At 35.4% G+C, this 13,284-nt stretch carries 12 protein-coding genes, 1 pseudogene and 1 other annotated feature; of the genes and pseudogenes, 10 read left to right on the top strand and 3 right to left on the bottom strand.

Annotated elements, in window-relative coordinates; all coding sequences use genetic code 11:
• Nucleotides 1-6: 6 nt before the first annotated feature.
• The 3 genes from argF (at nt 7) to AC1Q51_RS07895 (ending at nt 1,929) form a co-directional block, all read left to right on the top strand.
• Nucleotides 7-957, top strand: a complete 951-nt coding sequence (gene argF / locus AC1Q51_RS07905) for an ornithine carbamoyltransferase (RefSeq protein WP_097924736.1) — start codon at nt 7-9, stop codon at nt 955-957.
• 138 nt (nt 958-1,095) lie between these two features.
• Nucleotides 1,096-1,656, top strand: coding sequence for a DUF2062 domain-containing protein (locus tag AC1Q51_RS07900; protein WP_002005691.1), 561 nt, complete (start codon nt 1,096-1,098; stop codon nt 1,654-1,656).
• A gap of 57 nt (nt 1,657-1,713) precedes the next feature.
• Complete coding sequence (locus AC1Q51_RS07895) at nt 1,714-1,929, top strand: hypothetical protein (protein WP_000291957.1); 216 nt, start codon at nt 1,714-1,716, stop codon at nt 1,927-1,929.
• A gap of 24 nt (nt 1,930-1,953) precedes the next feature.
• Here the strand turns inward: AC1Q51_RS07895 and AC1Q51_RS07890 are convergent, their stop codons facing one another.
• Together AC1Q51_RS07890 and AC1Q51_RS07885 are read right to left on the bottom strand one after the other, a co-directional pair.
• Nucleotides 1,954-2,400: a MarR family winged helix-turn-helix transcriptional regulator gene (locus tag AC1Q51_RS07890; protein ID WP_000445819.1), complete on the bottom strand. Its 447-nt coding sequence runs from the start codon at nt 2,398-2,400 to the stop codon at nt 1,954-1,956.
• A 72-nt stretch (nt 2,401-2,472) separates the two neighbouring features.
• The gene (locus AC1Q51_RS07885; protein ID WP_000755850.1) at nt 2,473-3,252 is read right to left on the bottom strand and encodes a GDSL-type esterase/lipase family protein; all 780 of its coding nucleotides are present in this window, start codon (nt 3,250-3,252) and stop codon (nt 2,473-2,475) included.
• Nucleotides 3,253-3,617: 365 nt separating this feature from the next.
• Between AC1Q51_RS07885 and cpdB the strand changes: the two genes are divergently transcribed.
• On the top strand, nt 3,618-5,957 hold the full coding sequence (gene cpdB / locus AC1Q51_RS07880; RefSeq protein WP_492331460.1) for a bifunctional 2',3'-cyclic-nucleotide 2'-phosphodiesterase/3'-nucleotidase: 2,340 nt from the start codon (nt 3,618-3,620) through the stop codon (nt 5,955-5,957).
• A 48-nt stretch (nt 5,958-6,005) separates the two neighbouring features.
• On the opposite strand, the gene nhaC is transcribed toward cpdB, so the two are convergent.
• Nucleotides 6,006-7,379, bottom strand: coding sequence for a Na+/H+ antiporter NhaC (nhaC, locus tag AC1Q51_RS07875; RefSeq protein ID WP_000253737.1), 1,374 nt, complete (start codon nt 7,377-7,379; stop codon nt 6,006-6,008).
• A gap of 278 nt (nt 7,380-7,657) precedes the next feature.
• Nucleotides 7,658-7,878, bottom strand: a binding site (T-box leader).
• 143 nt (nt 7,879-8,021) lie between these two features.
• Between nhaC and AC1Q51_RS07870 the strand changes: the two are divergent.
• The 6 genes and pseudogenes from AC1Q51_RS07870 to bioC all read left to right on the top strand — a co-directional run bounded on the left by AC1Q51_RS07870 (nt 8,022) and on the right by bioC (nt 13,283).
• A pseudogene (locus tag AC1Q51_RS07870) lies at nt 8,022-8,379 on the top strand (hypothetical protein).
• A gap of 77 nt (nt 8,380-8,456) precedes the next feature.
• Complete coding sequence (gene bioA / locus AC1Q51_RS07865) at nt 8,457-9,890, top strand: adenosylmethionine--8-amino-7-oxononanoate transaminase (protein ID WP_139213261.1); 1,434 nt, start codon at nt 8,457-8,459, stop codon at nt 9,888-9,890.
• Nucleotides 9,890-10,618, top strand: a complete 729-nt coding sequence (gene bioD / locus AC1Q51_RS07860) for a dethiobiotin synthase (RefSeq protein ID WP_097924731.1) — start codon at nt 9,890-9,892, stop codon at nt 10,616-10,618. Before bioA ends, bioD begins: the two co-directional genes overlap by 1 nt.
• Nucleotides 10,584-11,771 carry an 8-amino-7-oxononanoate synthase gene (gene bioF, locus AC1Q51_RS07855; RefSeq protein ID WP_001077298.1) on the top strand — a complete coding sequence of 396 codons (1,188 nt, stop codon included), beginning with the start codon at nt 10,584-10,586 and terminating at the stop codon, nt 11,769-11,771. Before bioD ends, bioF begins: the two co-directional genes overlap by 35 nt.
• A complete protein-coding gene (locus AC1Q51_RS07850; protein ID WP_144476773.1) occupies nt 11,768-12,508 on the top strand; it encodes an alpha/beta fold hydrolase in 741 nt (246 codons plus the stop codon). Before bioF ends, AC1Q51_RS07850 begins: the two co-directional genes overlap by 4 nt.
• Nucleotides 12,474-13,283 (top strand): malonyl-ACP O-methyltransferase BioC, encoded by an 810-nt coding sequence (gene bioC, locus AC1Q51_RS07845; protein WP_000608912.1) that lies wholly within the window; start codon nt 12,474-12,476, stop codon nt 13,281-13,283. Before AC1Q51_RS07850 ends, bioC begins: the two co-directional genes overlap by 35 nt.
• Nucleotide 13,284 lies beyond the last annotated feature (1 nt).

Here is a 13,284-nt window from a genome sequence, read left to right as displayed (position 1 = left end):
AGTTTCATGTCAACTGTACAAGTACCGAAATTAAATACGAAAGATCTTTTAACACTAGAAGAATTAACGAAAGAAGAAATTATTTCTATAATTGAGTTCGCTATATATTTAAAAAAGAATAAGCAAGAGCCTTTATTACAAGGCAAAATATTAGGGCTTATTTTTGATAAGCATTCAACTCGTACTCGCGTATCTTTTGAAGCGGGAATGGTACAGCTCGGGGGACATGGTATGTTTTTAAGTGGGAAAGAGATGCAAATGGGGAGAGGAGAAACCGTTTCAGATACTGCGAAAGTATTATCGCAGTATATTGACGGGATCATGATACGTACATTCTCCCACGCGGATGTAGAAGAGCTTGCAAAAGAATCAAGTATTCCTGTTATTAACGGTTTAACGGATGATCATCATCCTTGTCAAGCATTGGCAGACCTCATGACGATATATGAAGAAACAAATACATTTAAAGGAATAAAATTGGCTTACGTAGGTGACGGAAATAATGTATGTCATTCATTGTTGCTAGCGAGTGCAAAAGTCGGAATGCATATGACTGTTGCAACGCCTGTAGGATATGAACCGAATGAAGAGATTGTAAAAAAAGCGTTAGCGATTGCCAAGGAAACAGGAGCTGAAATTGAAGTTTTGCATGATCCTGAATTAGCGGTGAATGAAGCTGATTTCATTTATACTGACGTTTGGATGAGCATGGGGCAAGAGGGCGAAGAAGAGAAATGTACTTTATTTCAGCCATACCAAATCAATAACGAACTTGCTAAGCATGCGAAGCAAACATATCGTTTCTTACACTGTTTACCTGCCCATCGTGAAGAAGAAGTAACAGGAGAAATTATAGATGGACCACATTCTATCGTCTTTGAGCAAGCTGGTAATCGATTGCATGCTCAAAAAGCGTTATTAGTGAGTTTATTTAAAAATGTAGAAGAGCCTTCCTAAAAGGGAGGTTTTTTTATATTAAAATGTCATATGTATATTTAGTTAACCATTTCGATATCATTTATAATAAAAGAGAAAACTAAATTTGTTTTTCAGAGTGTGTAAGGACATACTACATATAAAAATATAGTTAAAGAGATGATGAGGGTGAAAACAACTAAGAAAACATATTCGTTTTTCCAGCGGATGTGGAGAATATTAAAGTTTCAATATTATAAGTTGCTTCGATCGCCAGAAGGCGCAAAGAAAGTATCGTTAGGGTTTGCTATAGGATTCGGCTTAGAAATGTTAGTCATTTATACGGCATCGCTCGTATATGTAATATTTTATCCAATCGTCAGGTTAGCAAAGGGATCTTTTCCTGCGGCAGTTATTGGCAATATTATTGGGAAAATATCGTTTCTCCCAGTATTTTTATTTCCGCTTGCGTATGCGCTAGGAAAAATGATTTATCCATTTCATGTACAGAAAATTCATCATGAACCATTTACGATATCGGACTTGTTTTCAAGTCACATTTTTACGATATTAAAGAGCTTATTACAAAGTGAAGTGTATGTATTAATTGGAATGACGATTTTAGGAGTTGTGTTTGGTCTCATTTCATATTTCGTTGTGCATTATTTATACGAAAAGAACCGTAAGTTACGTTTGAAGAAAAGGAAGAAACGAGTAAGAGAACCACTTGTACAATTATAAACAATGTCACATTCATTTTCTCCTTTGAATATGTTTAAGAAAAAGGAGGAGAGGATAATGTATTATTATTACGTGCCTCAAGTATATCCATATGTAAATTATTATCCGGTTTATGATACGAGTAGACAATACGAATTATATCGGCAACAACAATTACAGCAATTATCACAAATACCACAATTACCAACACAACAGCCTACACAGGAAAAAAAACCATATTTAACAACATGGCCATATTCCAATGTATACTATGGTAATTATTACGAATCATAAAGCTGCTTCTATTTAGAAGCAGCTTTATACGTTTGTTTTCAAAATTAAATTTTGAATGGTTTGAAGAGAATGAATGAGCTTTTCGCGCTCTTCCTCAGATAATGTTTGGAAATTTTCTTTTAGTTTGTCTAAAATGAATTGCTGATACTGATTTACTAATAATTTCCCTTCAGCTGTTAGAGAAATTAAAATGACCCGTCGATCTTTTTCGCTATAATGACGCTCTATTAGTTCTTCTTGAATAAGTTTGTTTAATAGAGGTGTCATGTTAGGCCGTGAAATCGCTAGCCGCTTGCCGATTTCGGAAACTGCTAATGTGCCGTTTTCATGCAAAAGCAGTAATACTTGTGTATGTGATGGCGGCATATGTCTTTGAGAAGAAAATTCTCCAGGAAGCATAAATTTGCGATAAAAAAGAGGCACTAGCGAAAGAAGATGATCAACAATACGTTCCCACTCGCGTGATTCCATATAAAGGCCCCCTTCCACTATCATTGTAACAAAAAAGACATGTTATAAAAATAGAATTGTTTCATGGTCGCTTTAATATTTGTAGGATAACACTTGCTTTGTAAATGTGTTGGCAATAATTGCATAGCCGTTATCATTTGGGTGTACTTGGTCAAATAATAACTCTTTTTTATCATTCGATATTAATTTGCGAATTGGTAAAACGATAGATGGTTGATTTGCTTTGGAAATGGAATAAACAGATTCATTCCAGCCATCTAAAAACATATCTGCATAACTTGCGATGGAGTCATCGAGTTGTAACGGGTTATAGAGTTCTGAGAGAATGAGTAAAGCGTCCGGATTTTGATCTCGAACTGTCTTTACAATACTTTTTATATCCGCTTCAAAATGGGCTTTTTCTTTATTTAACATTTTTATACCATCTATAACACCGACATCACGATTTAAACGAAATAAATTATTTCCTCCAATATTAATTGTAATTATATTTGCTGCTCTAATTTTTTCCTTTACATCTTCTGATTGAACTTTTTTAGCGAGACGATCTGTTGTAAGACCGTTTACCCCAAGGTTTTCTACTGTAATTGGTTTATGAATTTGTGCTTCTATTTGCTTAGAAGCTAATTCAGCAAATCCACCTTGTGTCGATCCATATCCTTTAGCGAGTGAATCACCTAATACAAGATGATAAAAAGATTCGTTTGTTTGCTTATCAATCCAATTTGGGGCAGATGTTTTTTCTGTTTTTTCTTCAGATTCATTTTGTTTTGTCTCGTCGTTCTTTTCAAAATAAGAATAAGAAATGATCAGAAGGAGGAGACAAACAATTGTTAAGATGACTTTTTTCATAAATTCATCCTCCTTGTAATTGGTAATTGTATCATATTCAGCAGTATTAGCAATGTAAGGGCATATTATATGTTTATGAAAAGTTTATAATAACTTTACAGAAAATTTGTTGAAGTTTGTCAAAAAATATTGACGATAGGAAAGAACTTTATATATGATAATGTCAGATAAGGTGAAACTTTAATGAGTGGGAGCTTTATTTCCTATTAATTAATAGTCTTCATCAATCGGGCGTTTAAGGAGACTACTCGTTAGCGCAGGGTGAAATGAAAATTGTGTCTCTAATAGAAGAAAAAAGGTATGTGGTTAGAGACAGATAGGGATTCATTTCATTATTTCTGGTAATTGTATAAGGGGGATTTTTTGTGAAAAAGTCAAAAAAAATGCTAGCTGGAGCAACTCTTGCGATTGGTGTTATAGCACCGCAAGTAATGCCAACAACAGCTCATGCAGATGAGAACACTGGGGAGAGTACAGTTAACTTACGAATTCTAGAAACATCAGATATTCACGTTAACTTAATGAATTACGATTATTATCAAACGAAAACAGATAATAAAGTAGGTCTCGTGCAAACTGCAACACTCGTTAATAAAGCACGTGAAGAAGCGAAAAACTCTGTCCTATTTGATGATGGAGATGCATTACAAGGGACACCGCTTGGAGATTATGTAGCAAATAAAATAAAAGATCCGAAGAATCCTGTGGATCCTAGTTATACACATCCATTATATCGTGTAATGAATTTAATGAAGTATGACGTCATCTCTCTTGGGAATCATGAATTTAACTACGGCTTAGACTATTTAAACAAAGTAATTAGTAAAACGGAATTCCCGGTTATTAACTCGAATGTTTATAAAGATGATCATGATAATAATGAAGCGAACGATGAAAATTATTTTAAACCATATCATATTTTAGAGAAAGAAGTAGTGGATGAAGCAGGCCAAAAACAAATAGTGAAAATTGGTGTAATGGGATTTGTTCCACCACAAATTATGAATTGGGATAAAGCGAATTTAGAAGGACAAGTAAAAGCAAAAGATATTGTGCAAACAGCGAAAAAATTAGTTCCGGAAATGAAGGCGCAAGGTGCGGATATTATAGTTGCACTAGCGCATTCAGGTGTTGATAAGAGTGGATACAACGAAGGAATGGAAAATTCATCGTTTTATTTAGCGACAGAAGTTCCTGGCGTAAATGCAGTATTAATGGGACATTCACATACTGAAGTGAAGGATGTATTTAATGGTGTTCCAGTTGTAATGCCGGGTGTTTTTGGTAGTAACTTAGGTATTATTGATATGCAATTGAAAAAGGTAAACGGAAAATGGGAAGTGCAAAAAGATCAGTCTAAGCCGCAACTTCGTCCGATTGCTGATAGTAAAGGTAATCCATTAGTAGAATCTGATCAAAAATTAGTTAATGAAATTAAAGATGAACATGAAAAGACAATCGAATATGTAAATACACATGTAGGTGAAACGAAAGCACCAATTAATAGTTATTTTTCATTAGTACAAGATGATCCTTCCGTACAAATTGTGACAAATGCGCAAAAATGGTATGTAGAACAAGAACTTAAAAAACCAGAATACGAAAAGATTAAAGATATTCCAGTTTTATCTGCAGGAGCACCATTTAAAGCAGGTGGCCGAAACGGTGCGACATATTATACTGATATTCCAGCTGGAACGTTAGCAATTAAAAACGTTGCAGATTTATACGTGTATCCAAATACGTTATATGCTGTAAAAGTAAATGGGGCACAAGTGAAAGAATGGCTTGAAATGTCTGCAGGTCAGTTTAATCAAATTGATCCAAAGAAAACAGAAGAACAGCCGTTAGTAAATATAGGCTATCCTACATATAACTTCGATATTTTAGATGGCTTAAAATACGAAATTGATGTAACACAACCGGCGAAATACGATAAAGATGGAAAAGTTGTAAATGCAAATGCTAATCGTATTGTAAATATGACATATGAAGGTAAGCTAGTAGCTGACAAGCAAGAGTTTATCGTCGCTACAAATAACTATCGTGGAAGTAGCCAAACGTTCCCAGGTGTAAGTAAAGGGGAAGTTGTATACCAATCACAAGATGAAACACGTCAAATCATTGTGAAGTATATGCAAAAAATAAAAGATATTGATCCAGCAGCTGATCAAAATTGGACATTTAAACCGATTGTTGCAGATAAATTAAATACAACATTTGATTCTTCACCAAATGCACAAAAGTATATAAAGAAAGATGGAAAGATTTCATATGTTGGACCATCTGAAAATGAATTTGCGAAATATGCAATTGATATAACGAAGAAAAATGATGATAAAGAAACTGGTGAAGGAAATCCAACAACACCGCCAACAGGTGAAGGAAATAATGGAGGAAATCCAACAACACCACCAACGGGTGAAGGAAATAATGGAGGAAATCCAACAACACCACAAACAGGTGAAGGAAATAATGGAGGAAACCCAACAACACCACCAACAGGTGAAGGAAATAATGCTGGATCTGGACAAACTACAACAGATAATCAAAACGCAAAAGAAACAACAACTGTAAGTGAGAACAAAGATGAACGTGATTTACCGAAAACAGGTGCAAGTATTGCTTCTACAATTGGAGCTGGTCTTGCGTTTGTTGGAGCGGGATTACTTATGTTATTTAGAAGAAAGAAAGCGAATAGATAGTCGAGAAATATAAAAAGGATTACCGATTTGGTAATCCTTTTTGTTATATTATGAAACTGGTACTGCTTTTTCTTTTTTCCATGAAAGACCGAATCCAGTAAAGCCGACGATAATGGTTACGACTGGACATGCTAAACAGAAGATTGCGTATGGCAGGTAATCGAATGTTGGAACGCTAAGAACGTTTGTTAAGAATACGCCACTGACACCCCATGGTACGAGTGGATTAATTACTGTACCAGCATCTTCTAATACTCGTGATAAATTACGACGTTCTAAACCGACTTCATCGTATTTATTAGCAAATGCTTGTCCTGTTAAAACGATGGATAAGTACTGCTCACCAAGTAAGAAGTTTACACCAATTGCAGTTGAAGCAGTAGAAATAATTAAGCGTGTACTAGTTTTTACGAAGCTAGAGATAATATTCATCAGCTGCGCTATAATGCCCATTCCTTGTAATAATCCTCCCATACAAAGAGCTAGGAAAATAAGAGCAATTGACATCATCATACTTTGCAGGCCACCGCGAGATAATAAGCTATCAATATCTTTGATACCAGTTTTAGAAACGTAACCGTCTTGCATAATTTTCATTAAATCAGCTAAAGAAGTGCTAGGTTTAAAAATAAAGAGAATAATAATTCCTACCACAATTCCTGCAAGTAATGTTGGAACTGCGGGTACCTTTTTAAATGCGAATAGGAACAGTAATAAAATAGGAATAAGTGTAACGATAGAAATCGTTGCATTTTTTTCTAGTGTATTAATAAATGCTGAGAAATCAACGTTTCCACCAGATCCGCTTCCTAAAATGAAAAATGCGATAAATGCAATAATGAAAGCTGGCACTGTTGTCCAAAGCATGTTACGAATATGTTCAAATAAATCTACACCTGTTACAGCAGGCGCTAAGTTTGTTGTATCAGATAAAGGAGACATTTTATCTCCGAAGAATGCACCAGAAATAATTGCACCAGCAATAAGAGCTGGATCGTATCCAAGGGCAGTACCCATTCCCATAAAAGCAAGTCCTACAGTTGCAGCAGTTGTAAAAGCACTACCGATACTCGTTCCAACAATTGCACAAACAACAAAAACAGTTGGAACGAAAATTTTTGGAGATACAAGCTGGAAGCCGTATACCATTAAAGTCGGAATAGTTCCAGCTGCGATCCAAACGCTAATTAATACGCCTACAAGTAAGAAAATAAATATAGATGGAATACCAGCTGAAATACTACTAATCATCCCTTTCTCCATAGTAGACCAAGAGATTCTCTTCAGGAATCCAAATGCTAATAAAAGAACGATACCAAATAAAATTGGGATGTGTGGTGAAACTTCTAATTGAATAACACTAAAACCAATACAGAAAAAGATAAAAATTGTTAAAAGAACAGACTCAATTTTTGAAACCATTGTTTTCCCCTCCTAAGTAATGTAAAATAGCTCTTTTTTATATAAAATTCGCCAATATTGTATATTTCCTTCTAAAATTTAGAATTTTGTGGCAAATTACCGGTAATTGTTAGTCCTTCTATATGATACGGAAATGATTGGATAAAAAAACGTCCCTGCATATAATTATGCAGGGACGAAGAAATCGCGGTACCACCCTAGCTTGTGAAATGAATGCGTCACAAAATAAAGGGTCATATGATATGCACTTATAAAATAAAAAACGCCCCTGCAATATATGCAGGGACGAAAAATTCGCGGTACCACCCTAAATTGTGAAACAGTGTCGTTTCACCACTCTTTAGACATAACGGTCTATAACCGTCTTTCACTACTCCTCACGTTTCGTAAAAGAAGCTCCAGGGGGTAATTCATAATTCGCTCTGTACTGGTTCGCACCGACCACCAGCTCTCTGAAATCAGAAATCGAAATACTACTAAATCCTATCAACGCCGATTCATATGATGTTAGTTAAATTTTTATCATATTTTCATCTTACATGTCAATAAAAATATTAACTATTTTTTTAGGGAAATAAAGGAGAATTGTTTTTAACGCTGTAAAAATGTACGTTATAATGAATTTGAAAGGGGGAGGAAAGAGTGAAGAAAAAAATAATTCTTTTTACCACTTTATTAGTTATTGGAGGAAGTGCTGGAATTTACACAGCTTTTGCGGCTGAATCAGAGCAGTTGAAACAAAAGCAAATACAACAGTCAGAAGTGAAGAAAGTAAAAGAAATAGAAGAGAAGAAATCAATGGAAAAAGCAGCAGAAAAACTAGGAGTTTCTACTGAGGGGAAAACAAAAGAAGAGGTTACGAAAGAAGTGAATACCGCTAGGTTTGAGAAGCGTCATGATTTATTAATTGAGCACGCTAAGCAACTTGGAATTGATACAGAGGGGAAAAAAAGATGAAGAAATTATTTTAGAAATTGGAAAGATACAGCATGGAAAGTAGAACAACTTATCGTATGATAAGTTGTTCTTTTTTAAGAACTATTTGATTTTAAAATAATTGACAGTCATTCGGATTTAATGTTAACTATATTTATAAACAAGTTAACATTAGGGGTGACAATTGTGACAATAAATAGTAGAACGATTGAAAAATCATCTTATACATATGAAGAATTAGCGGAGAAAAATAAAGCTTACGTATGGCACCCATTTACACAAATGAAAGATTATTTAGAAGAAGATCCTGTCATTATTGAACGTGGAGAGGGAAGAAAGCTATACGATGTAAATGGTAATGAATATTGGGATGGTGTTTCATCTATATGGTTAAATGTTCACGGACATCAAGTACCGGAATTAGATGAAGCAATTCGTGAGCAATTAAATAAAATTGCTCATTCTACTATGTTAGGACTTGCTAACGTTCCATCTATTTTATTAGCAGAAAAAATTATTGAGGTTGTACCAGATGGATTGAAGAAGGTATTCTATTCTGATTCAGGTTCTACCGCTGTTGAAATTGCAATTAAGATGGCTTTCCAATATTGGCAGCATAAAGGGAAACGAAAGAAACAAAGATTCGTTACATTAAAAGAAGCATATCACGGTGATACAATTGGAGCTGTTTCGGTAGGAGCAATAGACTTGTTTCACCAAGTGTATAGTTCGCTCTTATTTGATGCGATTAAAATGCCGTATCCATATACATATCGTTCTCCTTACGGAAATAATAAGGAGGAAATTGTAAAAAGCCATTTAGAAGAAATGGAAGAATTGTTGAAAGAAAAGCATGAAGAAGTAGCTGCCATCATTGTAGAGCCATTAATGCAAGGTGCTGGCGGGATGATTACAATGCCAAAAGGATATTTAAAAGGACTGCGCGATTTATGTACTAAGTACAATGTATTATTTATTACAGATGAGGTAGCGACTGGATTTGGGCGTACAGGGAAAATGTTTGCTTGTGAACATGAAAATGTGACGCCAGACATTTTAACTGCTGGGAAAGGTTTAACAGGTGGATATTTACCAATTGCAGTTACGGTAACAACAGATGAAATATATAATGCCTTCTTAGGAGAATATGAAGAACAAAAAACATTTTTCCATGGACATAGCTACACAGGTAATCCGTTAGGGTGTGCCGTAGCAATCGCGAATCTAGAACTATATGAAAAAACAAATTTAATAGAAGACGTGACACGTAAAACGGATTATGTGACAGCGCAATTAGAAAAGCTCTTTGCGTATAAACATGTAGGTGATATTCGTCAGTGCGGATTAATGGTTGGTATTGAGCTTGTGAAGAATAAGGAAACGAAAGAAGCGTTTGACTGGACAGAAAGAGTCGGTGTTCAAGTATGTAAACGCTCAAGAGAGCTGGGTATGATTTTACGACCGCTAGGTAACACGATTGTATTTATGCCACCACTTGCTTCTACTTTTGAAGAGATTGATGATATGTTACGCATTTTATATAAGGCAATCTCAGATGTTACGGAGGGAGAATAATGAGTGGTTTTTTCATAACAGCAACTGATACTGAAGTTGGAAAAACAGTAGTTGCAGGTGCTATAGCAGGTGTATTTAGAGAATTAGGATATAACGTAGGGGTATATAAACCGTTACAAAGTGGGCATGTTGCATCAAACCCTGAGGGAGATGCGGCAAGGTTAAAAGTACTATCAGGTGTACCGACACAAGAAAATGAAATTTGCCCTTATTCTATTGAAGAACCACTTGCTCCGAGACTTGCCATGAAAAGAGCTGGAAGAGTAGTAAAGTTAAAAGAAATTACTGATTGCTATAATGAACTATTAAAAGAGTTTAATAGCTTATTTGTAGAAGGAGCAGGTGGGCTTGCTGTCCCATATACAGAAGATGCTTTAGTAATTGATTTTGCAAAAGAATTACAGTTGCCTCTTATTGTAGTAGCTCGTCCTACATTAGGAACAGTAAATCATACAGTGTTAACGATTGCTTACGCAAAGGCGCATGGCTTAACCGTAGCGGGTGTCATTTTATCAGGTTGCAAAGAATGTGAAATGGAAAGAGTGCAAGAAAATAAAGAGATGATTGAAGAGCTGAGCGGGGTACCAGTTTTAGGATTATTACCATTCTTTGAAGGTGAGTTTACGAAAGAAGAAGTATTGGAATCTGCAAAAGAACATATTATGATTTCAAAATTAGAGGAGTTTATCCAAAATGAATCAAACGTGGCGGGCGCATCTTCAATCTAAATTACAACAATTACATGAGCAAGGGCAGTATCGAAATTTATATGTAACAGAGAAGGCAGAAGAGACTTGGCTTATTCGAGATAAAAAAAGGATGTTAAATTTAGCGTCAAATAATTATTTAGGGCTAGCTGGAGATGAAAGGTTAAAAGAAGCTGCTATTGCCTGTACAAAAAGATGTGGAACTGGAGCGACTGCCTCTCGTCTCGTTGTAGGAAATCATCCATTATATGAAGAGGTTGAGAGAAGCATATGTGACTGGAAAGGTACTGAAAGAGCTTTAATTGTAAATAGTGGGTATACGGCAAATATAGGTGCCATATCTTCTTTAGCCTCTCGGCACGATATTGTTTTTAGTGATAAGTTAAATCACGCAAGTATTGTTGATGGAATCATATTAAGCGGGGCAGAGCATAAAAGGTATCGTCATAATGATTTGGATCATTTAGAGAAGCTGTTGAAAACAGCGTCACCTGAAAAGCGGAAATTAATCGTAACTGATACCATTTTTAGTATGGATGGTGATACTGCTTATTTGAGAGATTTAGTACAGCTGAAAGAGAAATACGGGGCAATCATTATAGTCGATGAAGCACATGCGAGTGGAATATATGGAATCGGCGGAGCTGGGTTATCTCATATAGAAAAAAATCTTGCTCAAAAAATTGATATACATATGGGGACGTTTAGCAAGGCTTTAGGGTGTTATGGTGCGTATTTGACAGGTGATGAAATTTATATAGAGTATTTACAAAATATGATGAGAAGCTTTATTTTTACTACAGCTTTACCACCAAGTACGTTAGGAGCAGTGCAAAAAGCAATTGAAATTGTAAAAGAAGATAATGAAAGAAGAGAGAACCTTATAGCAAACGGAGAATACTTCAGAACTAAATTAAGGGATGCTGGTTTTGATATTGGGAATAGTTCAACTCATATTGTACCGATTGTAGTCGGTTCAAATGAACATGCTTTACGATTTAGTAAAAGGTTGCAAGAGGCAGGGATTGCGGCTATTGCAATTCGTCCGCCAACTGTGCCGGTTCATAGCTCTCGAATTCGCTTTGCAGTTACATCGCAACATACAATAGATGATTTAAAATGGGCTATTGACCGAATTATTCACATTGCGAAAGAAGAGGAGATTTTCGTATGAACGAGCTAAAGATTATTTTTATCCCAGGATGGGGAATGGAAGAGAATATTTGGGATTTAGTATTTCCGTATTTTAAAGGATACCCTGTTCAAAGCATAGATTGGCGTAATGTGAAAGAACGAAGTGAATTTGCGGAACGAATTGTAGATGTAGCGCATAATGACAACGTAATTTTAGTTGGATGGTCACTAGGAGCGTTAGCAGCAGTTGAAGCTTATAAAAAGATTCAGGCAAAAGGCATCGTATTAATTGGTGGTACTGCTAAATTTACAAATACGAGCGACTACAGTAACGGATGGAATGCTTTGCATGTAGAACGGCTGAAAAGGAATTTGGCGAGAAGGAAAGAAGATACGCTCAAGCGGTTTTATGAAAATATGTTTACGAAAGATGAGCTAAAAGAGAATAAAAACTTTGAAGACATTGTAAACCGTTTTAAAGGTGATTCTATTCAGTCTTTACAACTAGGTTTGGATTATTTAATAGAAACAGATATGAGAGAAGAACTAAAAGAAATTAAAGTACCTATACTACTTATTCACGGAGAACAGGATGTAATATGCCCATTGTCTGCGGCACGTAGTATGACGGAGAATAGCAGCAGCGAGCTGAAAGTAGTAAGTGATGCAGGGCATGCGTTATGTGTGACGAATTTTGAATATTGCGCAAATGAGATGATTCAATTTATAGAGGGGATACGACATGATCAACAAAACGTTACTACAAAAACGGTTTAATGGGGCAGCCGTATCTTACGATCGATATGCAAATGTACAAAAAAAGATGGCACATTCATTACTTTCAATCTTAAAGGAACGATATAGTGAAACGGCATCAATACGTATTTTAGAACTGGGGTGCGGGACGGGGTATGTAACAGAGCAATTATCAAAGTTATTTCCGAAAGCACATATTACAGCAGTTGATTTTGCTGAAAGTATGATTGCAATTGCGCAAACTAGACAAAATGTAAAAAATGTAACGTTTCACTGTGAAGATATTGAGCGATTACGATTAGAAGAATCATATGATGTCATTATTTCAAATGCTACATTTCAATGGTTAAATAATTTACAACAAGTGTTAAGAAATTTATTTCAACATTTGTCTATAGATGGGATATTACTCTTTTCAACGTTTGGACATGAAACATTTCAAGAATTGCATGCTTCGTTCCAACGTGCGAAAGAAGAAAGAAATATAAAAAATGAAACATCGATTGGTCAACGTTTTTATTCGAAAGATCAATTGCTTCATATATGCAAGATAGAAACAGGGGATGTGCATGTTTCTGAAACATGTTACATAGAGAGTTTTACAGAAGTTAAGGAATTTCTACATTCTATTCGAAAAGTAGGAGCGACTAATAGCAATGAAGGATCATATTGTCAAAGTCCCTCACTCTTTCGTGCGATGCTGCGCATATACGAAAGAGACTTCACGGGAAATGAAGGGATAATGGCAACGTATCATGCTTTATTTATGCATATAACAAAAGAGGGGAAGAGATGAA

The organism is Bacillus sp. MT94 (assembly GCF_058792475.1).
Note: the sequence above shows the minus strand (reverse complement) of the source record. Positions and strands in the feature narration are given on the sequence as shown.